This window comes from Sulfurimonas sp., assembly GCF_041563495.1.
GTDB lineage: Bacteria > Campylobacterota > Campylobacteria > Campylobacterales > Sulfurimonadaceae > Sulfurimonas.
On record NZ_JBFFMZ010000011.1, the window covers coordinates 55,998 to 82,480 of the forward strand.

27 protein-coding genes and 1 pseudogene are annotated in these 26,483 nt (G+C 35.0%); 21 read left to right on the plus strand and 7 right to left on the minus strand.

The annotated features are described in order from the left end of the window. The first annotated feature begins 17 nt into the window (after window positions 1-17). Complete coding sequence (gene purL, locus ABYK18_RS10565; RefSeq protein WP_373036637.1) at window positions 18-2,234, plus strand: phosphoribosylformylglycinamidine synthase subunit PurL; 2,217 nt, start codon at window positions 18-20, stop codon at window positions 2,232-2,234. A gap of 7 nt (window positions 2,235-2,241) precedes the next feature. Here the strand turns inward: purL and ABYK18_RS10570 are convergent, their stop codons facing one another. From ABYK18_RS10570 to ABYK18_RS10580, 3 genes are all read right to left on the minus strand, one after another. Next, window positions 2,242-3,525, minus strand: a complete 1,284-nt coding sequence (locus ABYK18_RS10570) for an HD-GYP domain-containing protein (protein WP_373036638.1) — start codon at window positions 3,523-3,525, stop codon at window positions 2,242-2,244. A 166-nt stretch (window positions 3,526-3,691) separates the two neighbouring features. Next, the gene (locus tag ABYK18_RS10575) at window positions 3,692-3,916 is read right to left on the minus strand and encodes a hypothetical protein (RefSeq protein ID WP_373036639.1); all 225 of its coding nucleotides are present in this window, start codon (window positions 3,914-3,916) and stop codon (window positions 3,692-3,694) included. Between the two features lie 73 nt (window positions 3,917-3,989). Then, complete coding sequence (locus ABYK18_RS10580; RefSeq protein ID WP_373036640.1) at window positions 3,990-5,702, minus strand: lysophospholipid acyltransferase family protein; 1,713 nt, start codon at window positions 5,700-5,702, stop codon at window positions 3,990-3,992. A gap of 133 nt (window positions 5,703-5,835) precedes the next feature. Here ABYK18_RS10580 and ABYK18_RS10585 point away from each other — a divergent pair, with 133 nt between their 5' ends. Next, the gene (locus ABYK18_RS10585) at window positions 5,836-6,336 is read left to right on the plus strand and encodes a rhodanese-like domain-containing protein (protein WP_373036641.1); all 501 of its coding nucleotides are present in this window, start codon (window positions 5,836-5,838) and stop codon (window positions 6,334-6,336) included. A 9-nt stretch (window positions 6,337-6,345) separates the two neighbouring features. On the opposite strand, the gene ABYK18_RS10590 is transcribed toward ABYK18_RS10585, so the two are convergent. Further along, window positions 6,346-6,657 carry an NGG1p interacting factor NIF3 gene (locus ABYK18_RS10590; protein WP_373036642.1) on the minus strand — a complete coding sequence of 104 codons (312 nt, stop codon included), beginning with the start codon at window positions 6,655-6,657 and terminating at the stop codon, window positions 6,346-6,348. 4 nt (window positions 6,658-6,661) lie between these two features. Then, on the minus strand, window positions 6,662-7,618 hold the full coding sequence (locus tag ABYK18_RS10595; RefSeq protein WP_373036643.1) for a 6-phosphofructokinase: 957 nt from the start codon (window positions 7,616-7,618) through the stop codon (window positions 6,662-6,664). A gap of 82 nt (window positions 7,619-7,700) precedes the next feature. Between ABYK18_RS10595 and purH the strand changes: the two genes are divergently transcribed. The 3 genes from purH to ABYK18_RS10610 all read left to right on the plus strand — a co-directional run bounded on the left by purH (window position 7,701) and on the right by ABYK18_RS10610 (window position 10,798). After that, complete coding sequence (gene purH, locus ABYK18_RS10600; RefSeq protein ID WP_373036644.1) at window positions 7,701-9,239, plus strand: bifunctional phosphoribosylaminoimidazolecarboxamide formyltransferase/IMP cyclohydrolase; 1,539 nt, start codon at window positions 7,701-7,703, stop codon at window positions 9,237-9,239. Between the two features lie 293 nt (window positions 9,240-9,532). Then, on the plus strand, window positions 9,533-10,411 hold the full coding sequence (locus tag ABYK18_RS10605) for a DnaJ C-terminal domain-containing protein (RefSeq protein ID WP_373036645.1): 879 nt from the start codon (window positions 9,533-9,535) through the stop codon (window positions 10,409-10,411). A 12-nt stretch (window positions 10,412-10,423) separates the two neighbouring features. Beyond that, window positions 10,424-10,798 carry a heat shock protein transcriptional repressor HspR gene (locus tag ABYK18_RS10610; RefSeq protein WP_373036646.1) on the plus strand — a complete coding sequence of 125 codons (375 nt, stop codon included), beginning with the start codon at window positions 10,424-10,426 and terminating at the stop codon, window positions 10,796-10,798. Window positions 10,799-10,807: 9 nt separating this feature from the next. Here the strand turns inward: ABYK18_RS10610 and murA are convergent, their stop codons facing one another. Both murA and ABYK18_RS10620 read right to left on the minus strand, forming a co-directional pair. Continuing rightward, on the minus strand, window positions 10,808-12,070 hold the full coding sequence (gene murA / locus ABYK18_RS10615) for a UDP-N-acetylglucosamine 1-carboxyvinyltransferase (protein ID WP_373036647.1): 1,263 nt from the start codon (window positions 12,068-12,070) through the stop codon (window positions 10,808-10,810). Window positions 12,071-12,113: 43 nt separating this feature from the next. Further along, on the minus strand, window positions 12,114-14,336 hold the full coding sequence (locus ABYK18_RS10620; protein WP_373036648.1) for an EAL domain-containing protein: 2,223 nt from the start codon (window positions 14,334-14,336) through the stop codon (window positions 12,114-12,116). A gap of 262 nt (window positions 14,337-14,598) precedes the next feature. Between ABYK18_RS10620 and ABYK18_RS10625 the strand changes: the two genes are divergently transcribed. From ABYK18_RS10625 to ABYK18_RS10700, 16 genes and pseudogenes are all read left to right on the plus strand, one after another. Further along, window positions 14,599-15,027, plus strand: a complete 429-nt coding sequence (locus ABYK18_RS10625; protein WP_373036649.1) for a hypothetical protein — start codon at window positions 14,599-14,601, stop codon at window positions 15,025-15,027. Further along, the gene (locus tag ABYK18_RS10630; RefSeq protein ID WP_373036650.1) at window positions 15,020-15,559 is read left to right on the plus strand and encodes a hypothetical protein; all 540 of its coding nucleotides are present in this window, start codon (window positions 15,020-15,022) and stop codon (window positions 15,557-15,559) included. Before ABYK18_RS10625 ends, ABYK18_RS10630 begins: the two co-directional genes overlap by 8 nt. After that, complete coding sequence (locus tag ABYK18_RS10635; protein WP_373036651.1) at window positions 15,553-16,248, plus strand: exonuclease domain-containing protein; 696 nt, start codon at window positions 15,553-15,555, stop codon at window positions 16,246-16,248. The genes ABYK18_RS10630 and ABYK18_RS10635 overlap by 7 nt, the downstream gene beginning before the upstream one ends. Next, complete coding sequence (locus tag ABYK18_RS10640; protein ID WP_373036652.1) at window positions 16,245-16,613, plus strand: hypothetical protein; 369 nt, start codon at window positions 16,245-16,247, stop codon at window positions 16,611-16,613. Before ABYK18_RS10635 ends, ABYK18_RS10640 begins: the two co-directional genes overlap by 4 nt. Then, window positions 16,603-17,211: a 16S rRNA (guanine(966)-N(2))-methyltransferase RsmD gene (rsmD, locus tag ABYK18_RS10645; RefSeq protein ID WP_373036653.1), complete on the plus strand. Its 609-nt coding sequence runs from the start codon at window positions 16,603-16,605 to the stop codon at window positions 17,209-17,211. Before ABYK18_RS10640 ends, rsmD begins: the two co-directional genes overlap by 11 nt. A 35-nt stretch (window positions 17,212-17,246) precedes the next feature. Next, complete coding sequence (locus ABYK18_RS10650) at window positions 17,247-18,293, plus strand: flagellar basal body P-ring protein FlgI (protein ID WP_373036654.1); 1,047 nt, start codon at window positions 17,247-17,249, stop codon at window positions 18,291-18,293. Between the two features lie 15 nt (window positions 18,294-18,308). Continuing rightward, window positions 18,309-18,611: a rod-binding protein gene (locus ABYK18_RS10655; protein WP_373036655.1), complete on the plus strand. Its 303-nt coding sequence runs from the start codon at window positions 18,309-18,311 to the stop codon at window positions 18,609-18,611. Window positions 18,612-18,678: 67 nt separating this feature from the next. Further along, window positions 18,679-18,885, plus strand: coding sequence for a flagellar biosynthesis anti-sigma factor FlgM (locus ABYK18_RS10660; protein WP_373036656.1), 207 nt, complete (start codon window positions 18,679-18,681; stop codon window positions 18,883-18,885). A 29-nt stretch (window positions 18,886-18,914) separates the two neighbouring features. After that, window positions 18,915-19,343, plus strand: a complete 429-nt coding sequence (locus ABYK18_RS10665) for a hypothetical protein (protein ID WP_373036657.1) — start codon at window positions 18,915-18,917, stop codon at window positions 19,341-19,343. A gap of 1 nt (window position 19,344) precedes the next feature. Further along, entirely contained in the window at window positions 19,345-21,225 is a 1,881-nt protein-coding gene (gene flgK / locus ABYK18_RS10670) for a flagellar hook-associated protein FlgK (protein WP_373036658.1), read from the plus strand. Window positions 21,226-21,230: 5 nt separating this feature from the next. After that, entirely contained in the window at window positions 21,231-22,028 is a 798-nt protein-coding gene (locus ABYK18_RS10675) for an ABC transporter permease (RefSeq protein ID WP_373036659.1), read from the plus strand. Window positions 22,029-22,038: 10 nt separating this feature from the next. Further along, the gene (locus ABYK18_RS10680) at window positions 22,039-23,070 is read left to right on the plus strand and encodes an AI-2E family transporter (RefSeq protein ID WP_373036660.1); all 1,032 of its coding nucleotides are present in this window, start codon (window positions 22,039-22,041) and stop codon (window positions 23,068-23,070) included. A gap of 57 nt (window positions 23,071-23,127) precedes the next feature. Next, complete coding sequence (gene galU, locus ABYK18_RS10685; RefSeq protein ID WP_373036661.1) at window positions 23,128-23,964, plus strand: UTP--glucose-1-phosphate uridylyltransferase GalU; 837 nt, start codon at window positions 23,128-23,130, stop codon at window positions 23,962-23,964. An 11-nt stretch (window positions 23,965-23,975) separates the two neighbouring features. After that, window positions 23,976-24,545, plus strand: a complete 570-nt coding sequence (locus ABYK18_RS10690; RefSeq protein WP_373036662.1) for an aminodeoxychorismate/anthranilate synthase component II — start codon at window positions 23,976-23,978, stop codon at window positions 24,543-24,545. After that, window positions 24,542-25,735, plus strand: coding sequence for a hypothetical protein (locus tag ABYK18_RS10695; protein ID WP_373036663.1), 1,194 nt, complete (start codon window positions 24,542-24,544; stop codon window positions 25,733-25,735). The genes ABYK18_RS10690 and ABYK18_RS10695 overlap by 4 nt, the downstream gene beginning before the upstream one ends. A gap of 88 nt (window positions 25,736-25,823) precedes the next feature. Further along, a pseudogene (locus ABYK18_RS10700) lies at window positions 25,824-26,483 on the plus strand (ATPase); the annotation flags it as partial.

Here is a 26,483-nt window from a genome sequence, read left to right on the forward strand (position 1 = left end):
ATTTTTAGGATTCATCCGTGAGCCAACAACTAGAAAACATCGAAGAACAATTAGCAAATCATAAGCTTTCCTCAGAAGATTATGCACATATCAAAGAGATTTTAAAACGTGAACCAAATTTGGTAGAGCTAGGCATCTTCTCAGCAATGTGGAGTGAACATTGTAGTTACAAATCATCTAAGATTCACTTGAATGGTTTTCCGACTAAAGCTCCGTGGGTTATCCAAGGACCCGGTGAAAATGCCGGTGTAATTGATATTGGTGATGGATATGCAGCTGTATTTAAGATGGAGTCACACAATCATCCAAGTTTTATAGAACCTTATCAAGGTGCTGCTACAGGTGTTGGCGGAATAATGCGTGACGTATTTACTATGGGTGCCCGTCCGGTTGCAAACTTGAATGCTCTTAGATTCGGTAATGTTTTAAATGATGACAAGACTTCTGCTCATCAACGTTATTTGGTACGTGGTGTAACTGAGGGAATCGGTGGTTACGGAAACTGTATGGGTGTTCCTACTATTGGCGGTGAGACAAGTTTTGATGAGTGTTACAATGGAAATATCCTTGTAAATGCTTTTACACTAGGTATTGCAAAATCTGATGAGATCTTTTACGGAAAAGCTGAAGGTACAGGAAACCCCGTAATGTATGTCGGTGCAAAAACTGGTAGAGACGGACTTGGCGGAGCTGTGATGTCGTCTGATAGTTTTACAGAAGAGTCAAAATCTCTTCGTCCTACAGTTCAGGTGGGTGACCCGTTTACGGAAAAACTTTTACTAGAAGCTTGTTTGGAGCTTTTTAAAACTGACCATGTTATAGGTATTCAAGATATGGGAGCTGCCGGTCTTACTTCTTCTTCATTTGAGATGGCAGGTCGTTCAGGTTCAGGGATGATTATGCATCTGGATAAAGTTCCTGCTCGTGAAGAAAATATGACTCCTTATGACTTTATGCTTTCAGAGTCTCAAGAGCGTATGCTTCTTTGTGCTAAAAAAGGCTCAGAACAGGCAATTATAGATATTTTTGAAAAATGGGACTTAGATGCTGCAGTGGTAGGTGAAGTTACTGATACAGGAAATATGGAACTTTTCTGGCACGGTGAGAAGGTCGCTGAGGTTCCTGTTGACCCTGTCAGCGAAGAAGCCCCTGTATTAAACCGTCCTATGAGTAAACCTGCATACTTAGATGCACTGCAAAGCGTTACTATAAACGATTTTGACAAAGTCTCAAATCAAGAAGCATTTGAGACATTGACTAAGTCTATGGAAGTTGTGGATAAAGCCTGGATATATACTCAGTATGACTCAATGGTACAGACAAATACTATTAAAAACGGCGGTATGTTGGACGCATCTGTTATTCGTGTAAAAGAAAACGGAAAAGCTCTTGCTATGAGTGCTGATTGTAATGTTCGTTATTGTTACATAGACCCTAAAGGCGGCGGTGCTGCTGCTGTAATTGAGAGCGGTAGAAATGTTGCGATGAGTGGAGCAAGACCTTTAGCTATTACAGATTGTCTTAACTACGGTAATCCTGAAAACCCTGAAGTTATGTGGCAGTTTGGTCAAGGTTGTCTGGGTATCAAAGAAGCTTGTGCCGAACTTACGACTCCGGTTATCGGCGGTAACGTTTCACTTTACAATGAGACAAACGGCGTATCTGTTTTCCCGACACCTTCAATTGCTACGGTCGGTGTAAACGATGATCAAAATAATGTTTTGATGTCATCTTTTCAAGGTGAGGGTAATGCACTTTACTTAGTAGGTGAGTCTAAATCAGAATTTGGCGGGTCACTTTATATGAAAGAGATTTGCCATACTGTTGCAGGAACTCTGCCTGAGATTAATTATAAAAATGAGCTAGCTCTTTGGGATTTAGTAATCGAAGGTAACAAGAAAAACTTACTAGAGTGTGCTAAAGATGCAAGCAGTGGCGGTGTTGCAATCGCACTGGCTAAAATGTCTGCTACATCAGGTTTAGGTTGTGATGTTGAGATGAGTGTATCTGATGAGAGAGATATTTTTGCAGAATCTATGTCAAGAGCAATCATAGAAGTTAAACCTGAAAATTGTGAAGCTTTTGAATCAATGCTTGATGAGTCAATGGCTTGTGAAAAAATCGGGACTGTCGGTGGAGATACTATCAGAGTAAATGATGTAGCTATGAGCATGGATGAGTTAAAAGATAACTATTTCAACACATTTAAAAGAGTTATTGAGAGAGATCTGTAAGCTCTCTTTACATTATTCTACCAAGAGAAAAAGGGAACTCACTCTCTTTGTTCTCTTGAGCTTCTCCCTTGGCAATTTCAAAACACTTTTCACTGTTTTTTTCTACAACTTTAACTATATTTTCATCAAGTTTTCCACTATCGGTAAATTCATTAAGTATGTCTAAAACTTTTTCTAATGTCATGCCTTTTCTGTATGGTCTGTCTTGAACTAATGCCTGAAATATATCTGCGACAGCTATAATACGTGCTTCAACACTTAAATCTTTTTCACTTGGATGAAATGGATAGCCTGCTCCATTTAGCCCTTCATGGTGAAAAGCAGCCCAAGATGAAATCTCGCCTAAACCATCTATATGACGTAATATTTCATATGTTTCATAGCTGTGTTGGTCCATTATAGAACGTTCTATATCTGTTAGTTTTCCAGGTTTTTCCAAGATATCGTCAGGTGTTCTTAGTTTGCCGATATCGTGTAAAAATCCGGCAATTTCCACTTTTTGGCACTGCTCATCAGATAGACCGTATATAGAAGAGATATATTTTGCCAAGCTGCCGACTCTGGCTGAGTGTTGAGCTGTAAAAGGACTTTTTTGGTCTACTATATATGCCAGTATTAACGAGAGCTGTTTTATCTGAGATATAGTTATTATACTGCTACTTTCAAATTGCCCCATGTCCCAAGTATAACGTGTAATATGTCTATCTTCTAGTGCTATCCAAAATGCTTCCGATCTTTCAATTTTTAAAAATGCATCCACCAGTTTAGGATCAAAAAATGTACCGCTGCAATCTTGGATATGCTTTACTATTGTTGTTTTTGCTAATAGTATGTCTGAACCGTAATGTGAAGCGGCAGTTACATCAATTCTGTCAGAGAGAAATATGAGGTTTGCCATTCTTGCATCATATGTGCTAATATTTATATTTTTTAACTCTTCAAAAAAAGTATGATGATAACGAATGGGTATGGCAAACTTTGAAAGAGGATCAAAGTTTTTTAGCAGGTTGTAACCTATTTCGCAGTGTATATGTGCATCTTCCCAGTCAAAGTGATTTACAAGGCTGCTATGCATCTGTTGTGTTGAAACACCACAGTCATGCAAAAGACCAAGCTCAAATATATATTGGGTGTCTTGTTCGCTGAATCCTAGATTATGTGCGATCTGACTTGCTATATAAGCGACACGTTTGCCGTGGTTAGTATCATTCATGCCTACTAAATCAACAGCTGTCTCAATTGCTAAAATCATTTGCCTGAGATCTATTTGTAATTCTTTGAAAGACTTCATTTTGATGCCTTTTTATAGATAAATTTAGAATATAATATCATAAAATATTATATAATGTCTATATTATCATAGTTTTAATAGCATATTTTTAAGGTGGGCAAGGGTGACTCTATGTAGTTTTTGAGTCAAAATCTAAGTTTGTAGGGTAACTTTATATAAAAGAGTTTTAGCCGACTCTTTGTAAATTTACATACCAGTCATCATTGAAATATCTTAGTTTAGTAGATAGTTTTATGTCTACATAGTTGTCATACACTTTTAGTGATTCTATGCATTCTTGTGGTACTTCGAGATCTTCTAAGACATATTCTTCTATTAAATTCATATTTAGATTATCATCATAATCAAGATTAAGATAATCTGTGTGTATCTTGAACTCTCTTGTTTTCATGTTATATATCCTTACTTCTTTGGTTGCGTGATTTTAGTATTAAAATATAACAATATAATTACAAAATATGATATCACTCAATATATCTTTTTCTTTGTGAAGACTTTATCTTTGAGATATCAACGACAATAAGACTGTCTACACAGTTTGAAAAAGATGGGTCAATGTTATAAGCACAAAATCTTATTCCACCTTCATCACACAGGTCACTATACTGTTTATAAAGAGTTGGTACGCTGGTTCCCATAACTCCAAGTGCTTTTTTTAGGTTTCTGAAGTTTTCTTTATATTCTACATCACTAAACTCATTTCGTAGATTCCTAATCAAGTCCGCATCTGTTTTAAAGTTGTACGGAATTTTTGGAGTTACAAGATTTTCATCATCTCTAAAGTTTTTATCGTAAAAATAAAGGATGGTGTCTTTAGCAATTTTTGGATATGCTCCACTAAGGGATACAGGACCAAAAAGGTATTTTATATCAGGGTTGTTTCTAATATATGCACCTATTCCATACCATAGATAATCAAGTGCTCTGCTTCCCCAATACTTTGGTTGTACAAAGCTTCTGCCAAGTTCTATGGCACTATCGAGATATTTGTCAAAATCATCATTAAAGTTGAAAAGAGTAGTAGTGTAGATGGCATCTTTGCCAAGGTTTTTTATAATATCTCTGCACTCTGCTATTCTGTAAGCTCCTACTATCTCTAAATCTTCATCATCCCATAGAACTATGTGTTTATAGTATCTGTCATATTTGTCGGTATCCCTTTTTTTATTTATACCTTCTCCTACTTTTCTAAAAGACAATTCTCTTAGACGACCGATTTCATTTATTAGGATTGAATTTGGATTTGCACTGCTGTATAGATATATCTTCTTATTGCCTTTAGTAGTTCCAAGAAGAGGAGAATTTTTTAACTCTTTCTTTATGTCTCGTCTATCTTCGGGATGAGCAATTGCTTTTTGTGTTAAAAAAAAATTTTTAGAATTTTTTAGGTTGTATACCTGCTTTTTATAAAGTTCTACTATTTTGTTTTGTTTTAGCCCTTTTGGAACAATATTTTCATTTGAAATTATTTCTCCTATACTAATGTCTATGGTCTTGCCTTTTTGTTTAAACATCTCATTTGGCAGAAGCAGTGTGGATAATTTTTTATTTATAGTAGATATCGAGTAAAATGTTTTAGAGTTTTTTCCTCCAATAAATATAGGAAGTATAGGAGAAGTGCTTCTATATGCAAATTTTAAAAATCCTTTTTGCCATGTTTTGTCTTTTATTCCTGTTGAACTCGCACGGCTGACTTCACCTGAAGGAAAGATTATAAGAGCCATATCTTTGTCAAGTGAGTCATATATCTCTTGTATGGCTTCTTTTTTTTGTCTAGCGACAAAGCTGTTTATGTGAATGAGTAAAGAGTCTAACGCTTTGAATTCTTTTAAAAAATCATTTGCAACAATTTTAATGTCTTTTCTTACTCTGCTAAGCAGTTTGATGAGAGCAAAAGCATCTAAAGCTCCAAGAGGATGATTCGCTATTATTACGACTCTTCCTGAAGATGGTATATTTTCAATGTCTTTATCAGAAACTAAAAAATTAAAGTCAAAATATTCCAAAACATTATCAATAAACTCAAAACTGCCGATGTGAGCGTTTTTCTTAACAAATCTGTTTATCTCATCTTGGTGTATTACGGAATCTGAAAACTTGGAAATAGTACTTTTAATTATTTTATTGTTTTGCAGTTTTGGATACTTGTCGGCAATTATTTTTTCTATATCAATCATTTTAATCCCATTTATATTGTTTGAGAAAATTATAATCTTTGCTTGTTGCAAAATGGTTACAACTAAAATATTAATTTTTATTTAAAGAAAATAGGAGTATATTGTAATGTCTTGTATTATAAGAGGAGTTGATATGTCGAATATTACACAAAGATATTTTTTTAAAATATTAGCTCTTTTATTTTTTTTAGGAACTGTCATATCATCGTCTGCTATTAACTATGGCGGGAAAAAATCTTATATAATTAAGTTGCCTTATAAGCAATGCTTGACTCCTCCTATTCCAAGTAAAGCGATTGAAGAGGGTATAATTCCAGTAAATACTCAAAAGGCAAAGGAGCTTTTTATTGAAGGAGCTTTTTTTTATGATGCACGCAAGAAGCTTGATTATGATAAAGAGCATATACAAGATGCGAAACTTGTGATGTTTGATAACTCAAAAGCAAAATATACTATTATAAGTCTTCCAAAATCTTTAAATAGTAAATTGATTTTTTATTGTAATGGAGGTAATTGTTCACGTTCATATGAAGCAGCACTGGCAGTACGTAAACGTGGTTATAAAAATGTTTTTTGGTATATTAATGGGTTTGATGATTGGCAAAAAAAAGGATATCCGGTTGAATCAAAGTAAGTATAACGATTAAAACTCTTCTATTTTAAAAACCTCATAAGCGACTTCTTCGTAAGGGTGAGCTTCTTTTAACAAAGTAACGGCATCTTTTATGAGATCATCATTGCAAACCATTTCAACCTTATATTCCTGAACTTCTTCTACTTTATTTAATTCACCAATGTGTGGATTTGCACTTTTAACAGGCTTGAACTGCCCGACTCCCAAACTCTCAAAACTACAGCATTCATAGTTTTCATATCTGCCTACACCTATGTCAAAGAGAGCCTGTTTGGTCTTTTCTTTAGCATCTGCTGGTACAAAATAATTTAGTTTATACATTTTATTATTTTTCCAAATATGATAGCATCTCGGTATCAAGCTCTTTTGTTTTACTTGTTACCTCTTCAATGCTTTTAAATTCAAATCCGCTTTTTGCATAGCAAATTACACTTTCATCTCTGCCTTGAAGCAGACCGTCAACAGCTTTAGTGACAAACTTATATGCCATAAGTCTGTCATATATAGTAGGGTTGCCGCCCCTTTGAATATGTCCTAAAACACTTACTCTGGACTCCATGCCTATTTTATCTTCAAACCACTTTGCTATCTCTTTTGAGTCTTGTTTAATCCCTTCTGAGACAATTGCTATGAAATATTTTCGTCCGTTTTTAATCTGCTCTTTGAAACTCTCTTCGTATGATTTCAGGTCGTACTCTTTTTCAGGTATTAGACAAAGTTCCGAACCAGATGTCAGATGCGATACCAAAGCCAAATAGCCGCAGTCTCTTCCCATTGTCTCAATTACAAAAGCTCTTTTGAACGATGAAGCAGTATCGCGGATAGCATCTATGGAAGTCTTGATGATATTTAAAGCAGTATCGACGCCCAAAGAGTAATCAGTTCCGTTTATGTCGTTGTCTATAGTAGCTGGGATACCGCAGAATTTTATGCCTGTTTCTTTGTAAAAAACATCGAGTCCTCTAAACGAGCCGTCTCCTCCAAGGACAACCAGCATCTCTATGTTTAGAGCTTCCAGATTTTGTTTTGCAATTTTTCTATGTTCTTGAAGCATAAATCTTTGGCTTCTTGCACTGCCTATTTTTGTCCCGCCTCTGTTGATGATGCCTGCCACATCACAATAACTGGTTAGTTTAATGTTATTGTCAATCAAACCTTCATACCCGTCATAAACAAAGTAGGGGTTCAGATTTTTCTCAAGTGCATACTCGACAAAGTGTTTGAGTGCGGGATTCATCCCAGATACATCTCCACCGGAACACAGTATTGCAATATTGTTCATAAAAATCCTTTTGCTTAAATTTTACCATCATCTAAACTCAATTTAGATAAAATCCCGTAATTTATTTTTAAGAGGAAATGTTTTGGCAAAAAGAGCATTGGTTAGTGTTAGCGATAAAGCAGGTGTAGTAGAGTTTTGTACGTCATTAGTAAAGAACGGTTATGAAATAATTTCTACAGGTGGGACTTATAAAAAGTTAGTAGAATCCGGTATAAAAGCTATTGAGATTGATGAGGTTACAAAATTTCCTGAGTGTTTTGAAGGTCGTGTTAAAACTCTTAACCCATATGTTCATGGTGGAATTTTACACCGTCGTGATAAGCAGTCACACTTAGAGCAAGCAAAAGAATTAGGCGTAGAGTCTATTGATTTGGTTTGTGTAAATCTCTATCCTTTTAAAGAGACTATCGAGAGAACTGATGATTTCGATGATATTATAGAAAATATAGATATCGGCGGACCTGCTATGGTTCGCTCAGCTGCAAAAAACTTTGATAGTGTAATCATAGTTACAAATGTAGCAGATTACGATGAAGTCATAGATGCTATAGAGAATGAAAAAAATACAAAAGAGTTCCGTCGCGGCTATATGATAAAAGCGTATGAGCACACTGCTGCGTATGACTCGATGATAGCTAACTACATGAACGAGCGTTTCAACGGAGGTTTCGGTGAAAAGCAGTTTGTTGTAGGAAATAAAGTTATGGATACACGTTACGGTGAAAATCCTCACCAAAAAGGTGCACTTTATGAATTTGACAAGCACTACTCAAACAACTTCAAAACTCTAAAAGGTGAAGCAAGTTTCAATAACCTAAACGATTTGAGCGGTGCTGTTAAGATTGCATCTGCATTTGGTAATGAGAATGCCGTATGTATTACTAAGCATGGTAACCCTTGTGGATTTGCTATTAAAGATACACTTTTAGAAGCTTATGAAGAAGCTCTTAAATGTGATCCTGTGTCTGCATTCGGCGGTGTTGTCGCAGTAAACGGTGTAGTGACAAAAGAACTGGCTGAGAAAATGAATGAGATTTTCTTAGAAGTCGTAATTGCAGGTCGTATCACTGAAGAAGCTCAGGAAGTATTTGCTGCTAAGAAGCGTATCAAGTTATTTGACATGGGAAGTGACAAGTTACTCCTTGCAAATGATAAAAAAGACTTTAAACACATTGACGGCGGTTTTGTATACCAAGATGCTGACAAAGTGGGTGAAGATGAAGTTAAAAATGCAAAATTGGTTTCTAAAAATGCAGCTGCGGCACAGGATATGAAAGATTTGGAGATAGCATACAAAGTAGCATCTCTTACAAAGTCTAACTGTGTTGTATATGTTAAAGACTCTGCGATGGTAGCAGTAGGTATGGGGATGACTTCTCGGGTAGATGCAAGTCAATGTGCATTGAAAAAAGCTAAAGAGATGGGACTTGATGTAACAGGTGCAGCCCTTGCATCTGAGGCATTTTTCCCATTCCGTGACTCCATCGACGCAGCGGCAGCAGCAGGTGTTAAAAATGTAATCGAGCCTGGTGGAAGTATTCGTGATGATGAAATCATAGATGCGGCTAATGAGTTCGGTATGTCTCTTTATTTTTCTGAGGTACGTCATTTCCTTCATTAGAACTATCTCATACTTTTTTTCTCTGCAAAAAAAGTATGCAAAAAAGTTCTGCTTGTGCTTGTAAAAAAGAATAACCTCTAACTCATTTATATACAATAGTGAGAAGATGCTAAGCTAAGTAAAACCCCTGCAGTGGAAGGGTCAAAATCTTTGATTTTGGGGTACCAACCATGAAGCCGTTTTATCTGCTTGGCATTTTTGAACGAAACCTTGATTGACTTCCACTCAACCCTTATGATATAATACCACTTAGATAATTAACTATTATAATATATAAATTTTAGGACAAAACGATGGCAAAATCATTATATGATACTCTTGAAATAAGCGAAAACGCGAGTGAGAGTGAGATTAAAAAAGCATATAGAAAACTAGCAAGACAATATCACCCGGATGTAAATAAAGATAAGGGTGCAGAAGATAAATTTAAAGAGATTAACGCTGCTTATGAAATATTAAGCGATAAACAGAAAAAACAGCAATATGACATGCACGGTGACAGTATGTTCGGTGGGCAAAATTTCCACGATTTCTCTCGTTCACATACTAGAGGTTCTAACAGTGATTTAGATGAAATCTTACGTCAAATGTTCTCAGGTGGCGGGGGCGGTTTTGGCGGCGGAGGCTTCGGCGGTTTTGGCGGAGGCTTCAGCCAGCAACAGCAACAACCAAACTTAGACATTGAGACAAGTGTCACTATACCATTTAGCGTATCTATTCTTGGCGGCTCACACTCTGTATCGGTGAACGGTGAAAGATTTGACATTAAAATTCCTGCCGGAGTTAAAAGCGGTGAGAAGATGCGTGTTAAAGGAAAAGGCCACGCTCAAGGCGGAAGAGCAGGAGATCTGTTTTTAAAAATAACTGTTGCTCCAAGTCCTGAATATGTCAGAGAAGATGATGACCTTGTTAAAACTTTTGACGTTCCGCTTTACGCGGCACTATTTGGTGAAAAGATAGCTATTAAAACTCTGGAAAAAGAGATAAAGTTAAAAGTTCCAAGCAACACTAAAAACGGACAGAGATTTCGTGTTAAAGAGATGGGTGCCATGAACCGTAAAACAAAGGTTCGTGGAAATCTATACCTTGAAGCAAATATAGTCTTACCTAAAGTTGATGATTTAGATGCCGACCTAGTTGAAATCATGAAAGAAAAACTACCTAAAGAGTAAAAGGAGCTAATTATGATACATCAATATGACGAACCTGTTTATTTGATTAGTATAGTTGCTAAGATTTTGGATATTCATCCACAGACTCTTAGACAGTATGAACGTGAGAATCTTATCTGCCCGTCGCGCTCGAACGGTCGAATAAGACTTTATTCCCAAAGAGATATAGATAAAATTAAACTTATTCTTAGATTGACACGAGAGCTTGGAGTGAATCTGGCAGGTGTTGATATAATACTAAGACTTAAAGAGAATGTCGATGATATGGAGACAGAAATCGCAGAACTTCGTCATGAAGTAGCACGTGCCCAAAACACACACTCAGTATCTCCTGACAAAGCCTTAGTAACAAAAAAAAGTATTTATGAGATGATTATTTTCGAGTAGAAACGACTTCTACTCTTTTAATCTTTTAACATTTGCTCCAACTGCTTCGAGCTTTTTTTCCAAAGAATCATAACCACGGTCTAAATGATAGATGCGATGAACATCTGTAGTACCATCAGCTACTAAGCCAGCTAAAACAAGAGCACTAGAAGCTCTTAAATCTGTTGCCATTACATCAGTACCGCTCAATTTTGTACCACCGTTTATTGTTGCTACATTACCGTTTAAAGATATATCTGCGCCCATTCTTTGAAGTTCGCTAACATGCATAAATCTATTTTCAAATAGTCTTTCTTCGATAATGGAAGTCCCGTTTGCCTGAGTTGCAAGTGCTAAAAACTGAGCTTGCATATCCGTCGGAAAAGCAGGATACTCCTGAGTTACAATTTTTACGGCTTTGATTACTTCAGAGGGATGAATAGTTATAGTGTTTTCTGTGATAGTAAAAGTACTTCCCATCTCTTCAAGTTTTGCTATAACAGAACCAAGATGATGAGCATTTACATCGGTTAAGGTAAGTTCAGAGCGGCTAATAGCTCCTGCACAAAGATAAGTACCTGCTTCAATACGGTCTGGTATTACAGAAAATTCTTCTATTTTTATCAGTTTGCCGTTAGTTCCGTGTATTGTTAAAACAGCAGTTCCGATGCCGTCTATTTGTACTCCGCTTGCATTAAGAATCTCACAAAGTTGAACTACTTCAGGTTCTCTTGCGGCATTTGTAATAGTAGTTTTTCCAGATGCTAAAGCTGCTGCCATTACTATGTTTGCTGTTCCTGTCACTGTTATTTTATCAAAGATTATATCATGGCCCTTTAAGCCATCAGGAGCAGTTGCCTGAATGTATCCTGCTTGAATGTTTATCTTTGCACCCATCTGCTCCAGTGCTTTTAAGTGAAGGTCAACAGGTCTTTGACCAATAGCGCACCCACCAGGAAGAGAGACTTCACAATGCCCAAACCTGGCAAGTATAGGTCCTAAAACAAGGATAGAAGCCCTCATTGTTTTGACTATGTCATAAGTTGCTTTTGTCTGGGTAAGAGTTGATGTGTCTACTACGACTTTATCATCATGAAAATCACATTTTGCTCCAAGATTTGACAAAAGTTTTAAAAGAGTGTTTATGTCTGCTACATGAGGTAAATTTTTAATTGACACGCTGTTATTTGCAAGAATCGTCATTGCAATTAATGGTAGGGATGCATTTTTTGCACCAGAGATTTTTATATTTCCGTTTAGAGAATCAACTCTTTTTATCTGTAAGTAGTCCATCAGTATCTTTTATTATTTAATAATGAAATTATATCTTAATATGTTATTGATTAGGCATATAATCTTGCATAAATTTCGTAAACTCATTCTTAGGAATAGGTTTTGAAAAATAGTATCCTTGAAGTTGGTCACAATACATGCTTTGGAGCAGTTTTACATGTTCTATGGTCTCCACTCCTTCTGCTACCGTGTTAAAGCCTAAAGAGTGAGCCATGGAGATAATTGTTTGGACAATTATTCTGTCTTCTTCGTCATCTATGATATCGAGTACAAAGGATCTGTCTATTTTTAATGTGTTAATAGGAAACTTTTTAAGGTAAGCAAGAGATGAGTGTCCCGTACCAAAATCATCAATGGCAATAGAAACTCCGATCTTTTTTAATTCTGTGAGTATACGAAGAGTATTAGTCATATTTGTCATTGAGATAGTCTCTGTGATCTCAAACTCTATTTGTGATGGGTTAATTCTATATTTTTCTATCATGGATGTGGTAAAAGTCAGTAAACTTGAGTCTTGAAACTGTCTGGCAGAGAGGTTAATTGCGATTCTAAGTCCTGAAAATCCAAGTCTGTTCCACTCCTGGAGCTGAAAGATAGATTCTTCAATAATAATGTTTCCAAGTTCAATCATCAAACCTGTACTCTCGGCAATATGAATAAATTGATCAGGAAATATTATACCTTTTGTGGGATGATTCCATCTTGCAAGTGCTTCTGCACCGGATATAAAATTATTCATTGAATCGATTTTGGGCTGGTAGTAGACTTCAATCCCAGTTTTATTTTTAACCGCCTGAATAAGGTCTTGTTCCAGATGCAACTGCTGGTCAATATAGTTACCCATGGATTTTGAATATATTCTAAAGTTGTTCCTACCGCTGTTTTTTGCCTCATACATCGCGGTGTCAGCATTTCTGATTAGCTCTTCGCTGTCTTCTCCGTGCTCTGGATATAGTGAAATTCCTATACTTGATGTGATGTAGAGTTGATGGTCACCTATGTCATGTTTGAGTTGCAGAGTCTTTTGAATTTTAGAAGCTATTGTCTTTGCATCTTCATGAGAATTTACAGAAGGCATAAGAATAACAAATTCATCTCCACCGTGTCTTGAGAGTGTGTCTGACTCTCTGATATGAGTTTTTAAAATTTCTGCAATATAGATTAAAAGATCATCACCTACGCTGTGACCTAGAGTGTCATTGATAAGTTTAAAGTGATCAAGGTCTAAAAACATAACAGCCAGGTTTGTTTTTTCTCTTTTTGCATATTGGATTGCTTTATGCATCCTGTCTTTTAGAAGTGTTCTGTTTGCAAGACCTGTTAGAGAATCATAATAAGCCAGTTTCTCAATGGTCTTTTTGTTCTTTATGTCGTTAGTGATATCCATACTAACAGCAGTTATCCTTACATGCCCGCCTTGTTTTTTACGAACTTTTCCTCTGGTTTGCACATATATTTGGTTGTTGCTTTTAAGTGTAAGTGCATACTTGATATTAAATTTTGAACCATGTTTTATGGCATCTTCGAGTATTTTTATAACTCTGTCATGGTCCTCTTGCGAGATAAAACTTAAAAAATCGTTCCATTCTATAGAGGTGCCGAATTTTACTCCCAATATACGATAAACTTCATCACTCAGCAAAAGAGTCTGATCAACCAGATTATACTCCCAGCTTCCTACTTTAGCGATTCTTTGAGCCTCTCTTAAGTGAGCCTCCTTTTGCAAAATCGCTTCATGCAATTGTTGAGTCTTTACTATGTACTTATTGAGTTTAGCCACCATAATATTTGCGGATCTGTTAATTCTTCCAATTTCATCATTCGTTTTAGTGTCAAATAGTAAATTGTTTGGTTTGTTAGGATTGAACTTTTCAAAAGATGAAGCTAAAATAGTTAATCGTTTAAGAGCATTATATATGAAAAAACCAAGTACTATTATGGACATTGTAAATATAAATACTCCGCTACCAAACCAGAGATAGAAGTTTTTCATATATGTTTTATATGATTTATTTGAATAAACAAGAGTTATTTCTCCGATTTTACTAGAACTTGCATGATCTATGATATCTTTTGTAGATACAAAATGTCCTTCATCACTTAACTCTTGTATGGATTTATTCAGTTTTGAAGAGATAATTGCTTTTTCAGAGGTAATTGAGTCTATCTTCAAAAGCAGGATTTTTTTATTTTTGAGTTGATTTTTTATTATTTCTTGAAGCGCGTCATCAAGTCCATAGCTTAAGTTTAGAGCAATTGAGGGCATTATATTTTCTTCTATAGAGCTAATGTCTTCCTGTATAAGATAAGTGTATCCCTCAGAAAAAGATTGTTTGGCAATAAAGACAATGAAGATTATAAATACAAAGGATGATAAAAAAAGAAAAAATAGAGTTTTAAATGTTAAAGAAGTAAAAGAAATTTTCATATAAAACAACCTATATTTATTAGATAGGATTATACTCTTTAATATATAAAAGAATTCTTTTTTGATATACTTATACAATAATGACACAATAGGAAATGCGATGAGTTCAGCACTTGATAGACTGAAAAATCTTACAAATAAAATCTCTTCTTATGAAACGGCAAGAAAAGAAAATTTAAAAAAACTAAAAAATTTATTTACTCAGATAGGAGTAAATGAAAAGGTAGAAGATTTTTCAGATTTGTTTGATTTTAAAGCTATCAATCTTTCAGGTGCTTCTCTTGCAAATGAGAGTTTAGGTGAGATTAAAAAAGGAAAATATCTTCAAATCCTTGCTATAAGCTATGATAAAAATGCAATTCAAAAGAGCAAAAACAGCTCTTTGGCATATTTTGGAAAAGTAGAAAATGTAGATAGCGCTTTAAAAGATATGGTTGTGGAGTTTATCATCAGATACAGGTTTGAGAAAAGTTTTATAACTCTTGAAAACTACTACGATATGATCGGCACGTTTGAGCCAGATGAGTAAGTTTTACTTTTTACTATGGCTTAGATGGTCTCTTAGAGTAACGCTTTGCAGTACTGTTTTTGCATCTGTACTCGCAGCTTTTGTTACACTCTACATTTATATAAGTCAAGGAATGCCGACCTTTGGCAGTGAAGTTGTTAAAGCACTTGTAGATGTTTTTATTTTTTGGTTTCCTATTTTTTGGAGTTTTACGCTGCTTTTAGCACTTTTTAGAAGCTTGAAGTATATTTTTAACACTTGCATCTCCGGATATGAACTTAAACTTTATACGTGTGATTTAAAAGAGTTGATAGATAATATCGGTTATGGGGACTTAGTAAAAGTTTGGAGAAAATGGTTCATGTTGATCATTTGGCTGGTTGGCTCTTTAATGGTCTTATCGTTAGCTTATACATATATATTTACATCTTACAACGGTGTGTTTGAATGGTTTGATATCTACTGGTTGTTTGGTTTTATTTTGATAAGCGGATATTTTTCGTTCATAATGATGTCAGCCAGATGCAAGAGAGTGAAAGTAGCAAAATGTTGATTTTTTTAGATGTAGAGACTACAGGTTTAGAAGAAAAAGACAGAGCATGTTCTGTTGGCATTATAAGCGTTGAAGATGAAAAAAACAGGACTATTTACGAACTGATAAATGAAGGCAAAAAAATCTTACCGCAGGCATCGAGCATAAATCATATAACAAATGAGATGCTAAAAGACAAGCCCAACTTTAAAGAGAGCCAGGCGTATGAATTTCTTACAAGACATAACCGTGAAAGTACGACTATCGTGGGACATAATGTAAAGTTTGATTTGGCAATGCTGGAAAAATCAGGCTTTGATTTTAAGGGCGAGATAATAGATACACTCAGGGCGACCAAGCATCTTATTCCTGAGTGCGAACAATTTTCTTTGCAGTTTTTAAGGTATGAGTTAAAACTTTACAAAAAAGAAAAAGAAGAGCTTCAAGCTCACCATGCCTTAAGCGATGCAACGATAGTTAAAAACCTATATGAATACCTTTTAGAGATGAGTACAAAGGAAAGACTCGCAAATCTAAGTTTTAAAAAAGTGTTGATTGCAAAATTTGGGTTTGGAAAATACAGCGGTCGCTATATTGAGGAAATAAGTATGATTGATAGAGGATATTTAGAGTGGATGCTGAGTAATATTCTGGATTTAGATGAAGATTTGCGCTATAGTATCGAATATTATTTGGGAGAGATTTCATGAAAATAGCAGTTGAGTGCAAATCACCACTACTACAAAAATCATTAGAAATATTTTTATCTTCACATCTTAGCTCTTTAAAACATTGTGACATAGTCGTTCGTGACTTTAAAGCACTTAACGATGAGAGAACCTTCTATATAGGAAAAGACAAAGAATCCGATTTGATTAAGCCTTTTTCAAAGTCAGCTCTTATCTTGGCATTGGAAAAAAGGTATGAAAGTATCAATCCTAAGCTTGAACAAAATTACGAATCCATAATCAGTGACTCGGATAACTTTGAGATACTAGAAAAACGAATAGATATACTTACTCAAGAGTACAAAGAAAATATTTTAAAGGCAGTTAGAGCATTTTATGAAGAATAGTGGTAAAAGTAAATCCTTGACAAAAAAAATAATATCCGGAAAATTTAAAAACAAAGTTTTAAAACTCCCATCCAAAACAACTACGCGTTCATCTAAGTCAATAGTAGTAGAGTCTTTTTTTAATACGATACAGTTTGACATCATAGACGCTACTTTTGTTGAGGTATTCTCAGGAAGCGGTTCTATAGGACTTGAAGCACTTAGCCGCGGAGCAAAGAACATACTTTTTATGGAAAGAGACAGAGATGCGATTAAAGTCCTAAAAGAAAACATAGCAAATACGGACCCGTCTGCGTGTGAAGTGTTTAGCGGAGACAGTTTTACAAATATCAATGCGGTCATCTCAACTCTAAAAAGAAATAACAAAAAAGCATACTTCTACATCGACCCTCCATTTAGCATCAGAGAAGGCATGGAAGATATCTATGACAAGATGATTTCTATGATAGCATCTATACCTCCGGAGCTTACAGAGCTGATAATCATAGAACATATGACAGGTCTGGAAATACCTGAGAATATAGGTGCATTCACAAAGAAAAAATCTAAAAAATTTGGAAATACTTCAATTACTTATTTTGAGGAAAATGTGGAATAGGAATTGCTGAGTAATAGCCAGTTAAAGGACTAGCTATGAAAACAATTATTTTACTTTTACTTACTCTTACTTCTATTTACGCTACAAAAATCAATGATGTTGCCAACATCGTCGGTGTCCGTGAGAATCAGATTATCGGTTATTCACTTGTGGTCGGTCTTAAAAAAACCGGTGATGGAACTACTTCTAAATTCACGCTTCAATCAATCTCTAACATGTTAAAAGCCATGAACATTGATATGAACCCAATCGATATAAAATCAAAAAACGTTGCAGCCGTTGTTGTAACTGCAAACCTTAAACCGTTTGCCAGACAGGGTGATAAGTTTGACATTACTGTCTCTTCTATCGGAGATGCAAAGTCACTCGAGGGCGGAACACTTCTTATGACTCCTTTAAAAGGGGTTGATGGTAAGATATATGCACTTGCACAAGGTCATATAAGTATAGGCGGTAAAAATAGCAGAGGTGCAGGAAGTGAGTCGCATCCTACTGTAGGTATCGTTTTTGAGGGCGGTTTTGTAGAGCGTGAAATAAACATCGACCTTTACAATCAAGAGTACGCTACGCTATCGTTAAAAGAATCAAATTTTAAAAACAGTGTTGCCATTCAAAAAGCTGTCAACGATTTTTACAACACACAAGTCGCAGTTGCGATGGACCCAAGAACAATAAAACTAAAATGCCCGCAAAACAGAAGTATGATAGAGTTTTTAGCAGAAGTTCAAGATATAGATATGAATTATAGGCCTAAAAATAAAATCATCATAAATGAGAGAACGGGAACTATAATTGCTGGTGTAAATATAGAGGTCAAACCAATAGTTTTGACTCATGGAGATATAACCATAAAGATACTATCTCAAAATACTCCGTCTCAGCCTGAAGGTTCTATGGCGGTAGATAAAGATTTGGTAATCGGATTAAATCAAAATGAGCTTTATACTACAAAGGGAACCACGACTGTGGCAAATATAGTTCGTTCTCTGCAAAAACTTGGAGCTTCTCCAAAAGATATTATATCTATCCTGGAAGCTATGAAAAGTGCTGGTAGTATCTCAGCAGACCTAAAAGTAATCTAAGAAAAAGGAGACATCATGTACGGTTCAAATTCTATAAATATGCAAGCTCAATATATGTCACAGAACCAAAGTGTTCCAAAGATAGACGCAAATGCAGAGGATAGTAAACTCAGAGAACAGACAGATGCATTTGAATCAATAATTATCAAGATGGTCATGGATAATGCAATGAAAGATGAGAAAAATCTTTTTTCACAGGAAAATGATCCTGGAGATAAAATATACAAATCAATGTATAGAGATGAACTGGCAAAAGCAAGTTCTGGAGGCTTTGGGTTTTCTCAGATGCTTTTTGATTTTCTAAGTCGAAAAGGTTGAAGTTTTTTCTTTTTTTGTCGATATAGCTGTATAATGTAAAGTCTATAGAGACGATGAAGGATAGATTATGATTTCTCAAATTAATAGTTCTGCGATTCGCAGTGCTTATGCCAGTAACTTTGGAGAGTCTAAAGAAACTGACAAAGCAACGACAAGTGTTTCAAAACAAGGCGATACGAGCAAGATAGAGCAGATAAAAGAAGCTCTTGAGTCTGGCGAGTATAAAATCAATCTGCAAGCTCTTTCGGAAAAGATAGCTGAAGAGTTGTTGTAGGTTTACAATAAACAAGACAGGGGTTAAAGATGTTGTCTCACCATTTAGAAAGTGCCTTAAAAGATTTAAGGGATTTAATTAAAATTACTGAGTCTGATATAGCAGATATTAAAGAAGCTAAGAATGATCCGCAATTTGACAGGTTGTCGTTAAAAGAAGAGAAACTTAGGGGTTTTGAATCTAAAAAAGCTATGATTGATCATGAGATTTCATCTTTAATGACTGCGAGTCCTGACAAGGATTTACCGGAACTCTTAACAAAAGAGCAACATCTGTTACTAGATGATTTAAAAATTGAACTTAACAATCTAAGAGATGTAAATAAACATTATGCAAGACTAGTGTTAATTGTAAGTAACTTATATAATACATTTTTAGAGAGAGTTGTGCCTACAGAGATGCAAGGTTACAACAAAGTTGCATCTAAGAACTCATCTATCTTGGAAGTGAGAGCATAAAATGGGCTCAATATTTAATACACTTAATATCGGTTACTCAGGCTTAAATGTAGCCCAGAACGGTATTAATACTACAAGTCATAATATTTCAAATGCGGAGACTGACGGCTATACAAGACAAAGAGTTGTCATTGGTGCTTCTACACCTCTTCAAAGTGGACCGGGTAACGTTGGAAACGGTGCTGAAGTACTGGATATCAAAAGAGTTTTTGACAACTTTGTTTTTGACAGGTACACTGCTGTTTCAGCTGATAAAGAGTATAGTGACTTTGAAGTAAAAACATTAGAAAATCTTTCAACATATTTTCCGGAAATAGATGGTGTCGGTATAAAATCTGATTTGACAGAGTTTTATAATATGTGGCAAACATTTGCCGATAATCCTGATAATGATGCTATAAAATTAGCGCTTGCTACACAGACAGATACTCTCACCAAGCACATCGTATATACTCAAGACCAAGTTAAAGACTTACAATCTCAGCTTAATGAGCAACTCTCCGTTAATGTAAATGAAGTCAATAGTTTAGCCAAACAATTAGCAGACTTAAACAAAGCTATTGAGATAGCAGAAGCAGGGGACACGTATACCGCAAATGATTTAAGGGACAAAAGAAACGTTATAGAGCGTAGTTTAGCAAGACTTGTCGGGGCTAAGACTAACTCCGGTAATTTAACTTCAAGTATTCAGATCGATAGTTCGTCAAACACAAAAACAGGAAGTTACAGTGTCGATATAAATGGTTTTAACATAGTAGACGGCAGTTCATACCATCCTATTCATATAGCGAATGAAGATAATGCAAATGGGTTTTATGAACTCTCATATGAAAGGCAAGACGGTGTTCTTATTCCCATGGGAGATAAAATCAGCGGAGGGACTATAGGTTCTATTTTAAACCTTCGCGGAACATCTTTGGATTCAACTACAGGAATGCCTGCAGACGGTATTATTCAAAATGTTATATCAGAGTTGGATTCATTTGCTCAAGGAATGATTGAATCGATGAATAATGTTTATGCTAGCACATCAAAAACAACAATGGAATCAAACGTTTTAGATGTTAACCCCGCAAACTCTCTTGTAAATTCATCATTAAACGTTAGAGAAGGCTCTTTTGAGTTAATTGTTTATGATATAGACGGAAATGTTACCGCAAGCAGAACAATAGATATAAATACAGCAACCGTTATGACAGGAGTAGCAGGATCTAACTCTATTCAAGGTCAGATAGAATCGCAAGTAGATGATAACAATGACGCTAATGCAAATAATGATATAGATGATTTTATAAGTTTTAATTGGGCAACATATATAAGCGGTGATAAAGCACTTGAGTTATCATTAGACCCACTTCATGAATCACAAGGCTATACATTTGCCATTAATGATGTTTTACCTGATACTACCTTTTCATCAGGAACTAACTTTGCGGGAGCTTTAGGTCTTAGCAGATATTTTGATGGAGATAGTGCTCAGACTATGAAATTAAATCATACTTTAAAAACTAATCCTACACTTATATCAGCCGGCCAAACTCCTTTAGCCGGTGACAATGTCATTGCATTAAATATGGTTCAGCATCAATATGAAAAATTTGACTTTTATGTTAATGATCAAAAATTCAATACTAATACATACGCTATGTTTGATATTATAGCAACGGAAGTAGGTACTCATACTAATGCGGCAATATTAAAAAATGAGACAATTTCAACTCAGTTTAATGCTACGGAATTAGAGTATAGCTCCGTTTCTAAAGTGAGCTTAGATGAAGAGATGACAAATCTTATTAAATATCAAACGTCATATGGTGCTGCTGCAAAAATTATAACAACAATTGATCAGATGATGCAGACACTTCTTGGAATAAAACAGTAATACAGATGCCAAAATTCAGTATAACTGTTTTAGTTTCTGTTTTTTTATTCTCCTTTTTAGGCTCATTTATCTACTCTGCAGATGCTTATGCCCTGGACAGTTCTTCCATACTTTTACCTCCTTCATTAGATCACCTCTTAGGCACAGATAGGCTTGGCAGAGACATTCTTGCCAGACTTATAGAAGGGGGAAAGATATCTTTGATTATAGGTGTGGGAAGTGCTTTTATAGCATCTGTAATAGGACTTATCTTAGGCTCGATGGCAGGATACTTCAGAGGCAATGTCGATAAAGCCTTTGTCGTTATGGTTGATTTATTTTTAACATTTCCAACCTTTTTCTTGCTTTTGGCACTTGTAAGTTATGTTAATGCATCTGCTTTGGTTTTAATTGTCATCATATCTGTAACTGGTTGGATGACAACGGCAAGGCTGATAAGATCGGAGAGTTTTAGCGTGACATCACAGCCGTTTATTAAGATATTGAACATTGCGAATGTCTCAAAAATAAAGATACTGTTTAAATACTATGCTCCGATATTGGCACCTATTTATTTTGTAAGTTTTACTTTTGGTGTCGGTGGAGCTATTCTTGCAGAATCGGGACTCAGTTTTTTGGGGCTTGGAATTGTAGCACCTCAGATGAGCTGGGGTACAATACTCAGCGGTGGAAAAGAAGTGATTGAAATCGCATGGTGGGTTAGTTTTTTCCCGGGTCTGATGATATTTTTAGTAACATTTTCACTTATTAATATTTCAAACTACTTACAACAATTAACAAATCAAAAGCAGATTCAAAATTAAAGGTTTATAGATGCAAGATAGAAATATAGGATATTTTTTTATTCTCTTGGCTAGTGTCATAATTGTTCTTGCCGGTGTAAAAAGTGCAGCATCTATCGTTATTCCATTTTTACTATCTTTATTCATAGCAATCATACTCTCTCCCGCATACAATTACTTCAATAAAAAAGGTATACCAAATGGTTTATCTTTAACTATTGTTATAGCCTTGTTTATAGTGTTTTTGGTATCTATAGCAAAACTCATCGGAACATCAGTTCAAGATTTTAGCTCTAACATCGGCTTATATGAAGAGCAACTCTACAGCAGTTTTCATAAAATATCTGAAATGGCGGTTAATCTTGGAGTAGAAGTACCTGAAAAAGAGATAACAGGTATTATTAATCCAAAGCAGATTATGCAGCTTACAAGTGGAATAGTTCAGGGTATAGGTTCTATGTTTACAAATGGTTTCGTAATTTTACTTAGTGTAATATTTATGCTTTTAGAGTCAGAGCACTTTACGAGTAAGATAAGATATGCAACAAAAAATAATGATGTTATTAATAATATCGAAGAGATTCTTGGCAAAATAAAAAGATACATGGTTTTAAAAGCTCTTATATCACTCTTTACAGGTTTTGTGATTTGGATAGCTTTATTGGTAGTCGGAACTGATTATGCATTTTTATGGGCAGTATTGGCTTTTTTATTGAATTTTATTCCAAATATTGGATCTATTATTGCCGCTGTTCCGTCAGTACTTTTAACATTAATTCAACTAGGTTCTCTCAGTGCACTGATGGTCACCTTAATATATGTTGGAGTTAATATACTCATAGGTTCGGTGTTAGAGCCAAAAATTATGGGTAGAGGACTTGGACTCTCTACTTTAGTGGTTTTTTTATCACTTATATTTTGGGGATGGCTGTTGGGAATTGTAGGAATGCTACTCTCTATTCCTTTAACAATGATGGCTAAAATAATCTTAGAAGCAAATGAAAACACAAGATTCATAGCTGTTCTTTTGGGAACAGGCGAGAATCTTGAAGAAGTGAAGTAAGTAAAATAAAAGAGCAATATGGGTATACTTGCCCTTTAAAATTTTTCAAGGTTTATAATGTCAAATAATATGAAAATTAGAAAATGTCTTTTTCCGGCTGCTGGATACGGTACAAGATTTTTACCCGCTACAAAAGCTATTCCAAAAGAGATGCTGCCTGTTTTAACTAAACCCTTACTTCAATACGGTGTAGAAGAAGCGATAAGTGCGAACATAGAAACAATGGCTATTGTCACAGGTCGAGGTAAAAGAGCTATTGAAGATCATTTTGATATATCTTATGAGTTAGAGCATCAGATAAAAGGCACATCTAAAGAGCACTACCTGACAGAGATACGAGATGTAATAACTAACTGTACTTTTTCATATACCAGACAGATTGAGATGAAAGGTCTCGGTCATGCTATATCTTGCGGGGAGACACTTATAGGTGATGAACCGTTTGCAGTAATTCTAGCAGATGATTTATGTGACAATGAAGATGGTGAATCAGTGCTTTCTCAAATGGTTAAGCTATATGAAAAGTATAAGTGCAGTATAGTCGCGGTTGAAGAAATACCTCTAGAAAATACTAATAAATACGGAGTTATTGCCGGTGATGAAATAGAAGATGATGTAATCAGAGTAACAAATATGGTAGAAAAACCCGAACCGCAAGATGCTCCGTCAAACTTAGCGATAATAGGAAGATATATACTTACACCTAATATTTTTGATATTATTAAAGACACAAAAGTCGGTCGCGGCGGAGAAATTCAGATTACAGATGCACTATTAACACAAGCAAAACAAGGTGGTGTTATAGCATACAGATTTAAGGGCACAAGATTTGATTGTGGAAGTGTAGACGGCTTTGTTGAAGCAACAAACTACTTCTACGACAAACAAAAATAACGGACAATATTATGATATTAATGATTGATAACTATGATAGCTTCACTTACAATATTGTCCAATATTGCAGGGAACTTGGAGCAGACCTAAAAATAATAAGAAATGATGAGATGAGCGTATCTGAGATTGAAGCTTTGCATCCACAAAAGATTATTATATCTCCAGGTCCTGCATCTCCGGATGAAGCAGGAGTCACTTTAGAACTAATAGATTATTTTAAAGATAAGCTGCCAATACTCGGTATATGTTTGGGTCATCAAAGCATTGCACAGGTCTTTGGTGGTGATGTTGTAAGAGCAAAAAACATGATGCATGGAAAAACATCTACAATGAAGAGACTTAATGAATGTGAGATTTTCAAAGGTTTGCCTCAAGAATTCATTGCTACAAGATATCATTCTCTTATAGTAGATAAAGACTCGCTTCCTGACATTATAGAACCTACGGTATACAGTGCAGATGATAATGAGATAATGGCAATAAAAATAAAAGACAAAGATATTTATGGAGTCCAGTTTCATCCTGAATCGATTATGAGTGAGTACGGGCACGAAATAATAGGGAATTTTTTAAAGTTATGAGTCATAGATTCATCTTATTCTTAATTCTAGGAATAGATGCTTTAATCCTCTTCTTTCAAACTTCTTCTTTATCAATTTCCCATGCTGAAACTATGGTTTTGTATGGGGATTTTTCTTTTTTACAATTAATCATAAAAACATCAATGTATTTTTTTGGCAGTAATGACTTTGCGTTGAGATTGCCAATGATTATTTTGCATCTCATGAGCGCTTATTTACTATATAAAATATCTAAAAAATATTTAAAAGATAGAAGAAACAGATTATGGCTAGTTTTGATATTCGTTCTATTGCCGGGAGTAATCAGTTCTGCAATTATTGTTGAGAGCGCCGGTCTGATTATATTTGGATTACTTTTGTTTGTATATGTATATGAAAATTTATCAAGAAAGTATGGCTATTTTATTTTAAGTCTGTATGTTATTCTAGGCGGCGAATTTGTATATCTTTTTTTAGCACTTTCTATTTTTGCCATATATACAAAACAAAGAGCATTCTTTATATTTAACATGGTTGCATTTTTTATTTCCATATATATATACGGGGTTGATACCCAAGGAATTCCAAAAGGGCATTTTTTAGATTCCATAGCAGTATATACAGCTATATTTACTCCCATTATTTTTATATATATTTTCTACATATTATATAGAAGATATCTGACTAAAGATATTGATATTTTATGGTTTATATCTTCTGTTGCATTTGTCTTTTCACTGCTTCTTTCTTTCAGACAAAGAATAGAACTAGAGCATTTTGCACCATATCTTATTTTGGCTCTTCCACTGGCAGGAGAAATGTTTTATCATTCTTATAGAGTAAGACTAAAGGTGTTTAGAACAAAATATAGAGTTGCCTTTATTGTGTCTCTCGTCTTCTTGGTTTTGAATAGTCTGGTGGTCTTTTTTAATAAGGAACTATACCTTGTTCTAGATAATCCGAAAAAACATTTTGCTTATAATATGCATGTGGCAAAAGAGTTAGCACAAGAGTTAAAACACAGAGGAATAGAGTGTGTGGATACTGACACGCAAATGTTAAGTAGACTAAAATTCTATGGTGTAACAAATTGCAACACTACCTTACTTGTAGAAAACAGTTCAATAGAAGAAGAGGAAAGTAGTGTAACAATAAGTTACAAAAATAGAGCCGTATATCATGCAAGTGTTACTAATGTAAACATCAATTGAATCTCTTTAGCCGTAACTCTTAACAAATGAGTGTAATTTAACAACATGTGATAAAATTGCCTTCAAATAATAAAACAGGGAGTTGCAAATGGCTCAAAAGGCGATTAGAGAATATGACGCAAAGTCGATTTTAGCAAAACATTGGGATAAGTATTTTCCAGACTTTACTTATGCTTATGAAACTGTAATGGTTCAAAATGGATCAGAATTAAAGAAAGCTGCAAAAGATCATGCTTGGTTAAAAGAGAAGGCACTAGTAGCTAAACCGGATATGTTATTTGGTAAAAGAGGTAAAAATGGTTTAGTACTTTTTAAAGATGCTAAACCAGGTGATGTTTCTTTAGCTAAAGCTGTATCTTGGATTGATGAAAAATCATCAAGTGAACAGTCAGTATACTTTTCATTTGACGGAGATACTCCTACCGGTGAGCCTAAAGTTGATATGTTGACTCATTTTGTTGTTGAGCCGTTTACTCCACATAAACAAGAAGAAGAATACTACATCTCTGCAACAGTTGTCGGTGATTATGATATGCTTTATATGTCTGCTGAAGGTGGAATGGAAGTGGAAGAAGGTTGGGATGAAAAAGTTACTGAAGTAGCATTCGCAATCACTGATACAGAAGAAGAAATAGCTAAGAAAATAAAAGCTAATATTCCTGCTGATGTTGCAAAAGCTGATAAAGCTGCATTTGCTGAATTCGCAATCGGTTTTTTCAAAGCATATAGAGAGTTAAACTTTGCATAT

Coding starts and splice junctions, on each gene's coding strand:
- ABYK18_RS10570 (WP_373036638.1), bottom strand. CDS start 3,525: ATGAAGTCTTTCAAAGAATTACAAATAGATCTCAGGCAAATGATTTTA.
- ABYK18_RS10575 (WP_373036639.1), bottom strand. CDS start 3,916: ATGAAAACAAGAGAGTTCAAGATACACACAGATTATCTTAATCTTGAT.
- ABYK18_RS10580 (WP_373036640.1), bottom strand. CDS start 5,702: ATGATTGATATAGAAAAAATAATTGCCGACAAGTATCCAAAACTGCAA.
- ABYK18_RS10585 (WP_373036641.1), top strand. CDS start 5,836: ATGTCGAATATTACACAAAGATATTTTTTTAAAATATTAGCTCTTTTA.
- ABYK18_RS10590 (WP_373036642.1), bottom strand. CDS start 6,657: ATGTATAAACTAAATTATTTTGTACCAGCAGATGCTAAAGAAAAGACC.
- ABYK18_RS10595 (WP_373036643.1), bottom strand. CDS start 7,618: ATGAACAATATTGCAATACTGTGTTCCGGTGGAGATGTATCTGGGATG.
- ABYK18_RS10605 (WP_373036645.1), top strand. CDS start 9,533: ATGGCAAAATCATTATATGATACTCTTGAAATAAGCGAAAACGCGAGT.
- ABYK18_RS10610 (WP_373036646.1), top strand. CDS start 10,424: ATGATACATCAATATGACGAACCTGTTTATTTGATTAGTATAGTTGCT.
- murA (WP_373036647.1), bottom strand. CDS start 12,070: ATGGACTACTTACAGATAAAAAGAGTTGATTCTCTAAACGGAAATATA.
- ABYK18_RS10620 (WP_373036648.1), bottom strand. CDS start 14,336: ATGCCCTCAATTGCTCTAAACTTAAGCTATGGACTTGATGACGCGCTT.
- ABYK18_RS10625 (WP_373036649.1), top strand. CDS start 14,599: ATGAGTTCAGCACTTGATAGACTGAAAAATCTTACAAATAAAATCTCT.
- ABYK18_RS10630 (WP_373036650.1), top strand. CDS start 15,020: ATGAGTAAGTTTTACTTTTTACTATGGCTTAGATGGTCTCTTAGAGTA.
- ABYK18_RS10635 (WP_373036651.1), top strand. CDS start 15,553: ATGTTGATTTTTTTAGATGTAGAGACTACAGGTTTAGAAGAAAAAGAC.
- ABYK18_RS10640 (WP_373036652.1), top strand. CDS start 16,245: ATGAAAATAGCAGTTGAGTGCAAATCACCACTACTACAAAAATCATTA.
- rsmD (WP_373036653.1), top strand. CDS start 16,603: ATGAAGAATAGTGGTAAAAGTAAATCCTTGACAAAAAAAATAATATCC.
- ABYK18_RS10650 (WP_373036654.1), top strand. CDS start 17,247: ATGAAAACAATTATTTTACTTTTACTTACTCTTACTTCTATTTACGCT.
- ABYK18_RS10655 (WP_373036655.1), top strand. CDS start 18,309: ATGTACGGTTCAAATTCTATAAATATGCAAGCTCAATATATGTCACAG.
- ABYK18_RS10660 (WP_373036656.1), top strand. CDS start 18,679: ATGATTTCTCAAATTAATAGTTCTGCGATTCGCAGTGCTTATGCCAGT.
- ABYK18_RS10665 (WP_373036657.1), top strand. CDS start 18,915: ATGTTGTCTCACCATTTAGAAAGTGCCTTAAAAGATTTAAGGGATTTA.
- flgK (WP_373036658.1), top strand. CDS start 19,345: ATGGGCTCAATATTTAATACACTTAATATCGGTTACTCAGGCTTAAAT.
- ABYK18_RS10675 (WP_373036659.1), top strand. CDS start 21,231: ATGCCAAAATTCAGTATAACTGTTTTAGTTTCTGTTTTTTTATTCTCC.
- ABYK18_RS10680 (WP_373036660.1), top strand. CDS start 22,039: ATGCAAGATAGAAATATAGGATATTTTTTTATTCTCTTGGCTAGTGTC.
- galU (WP_373036661.1), top strand. CDS start 23,128: ATGTCAAATAATATGAAAATTAGAAAATGTCTTTTTCCGGCTGCTGGA.
- ABYK18_RS10690 (WP_373036662.1), top strand. CDS start 23,976: ATGATATTAATGATTGATAACTATGATAGCTTCACTTACAATATTGTC.
- ABYK18_RS10695 (WP_373036663.1), top strand. CDS start 24,542: ATGAGTCATAGATTCATCTTATTCTTAATTCTAGGAATAGATGCTTTA.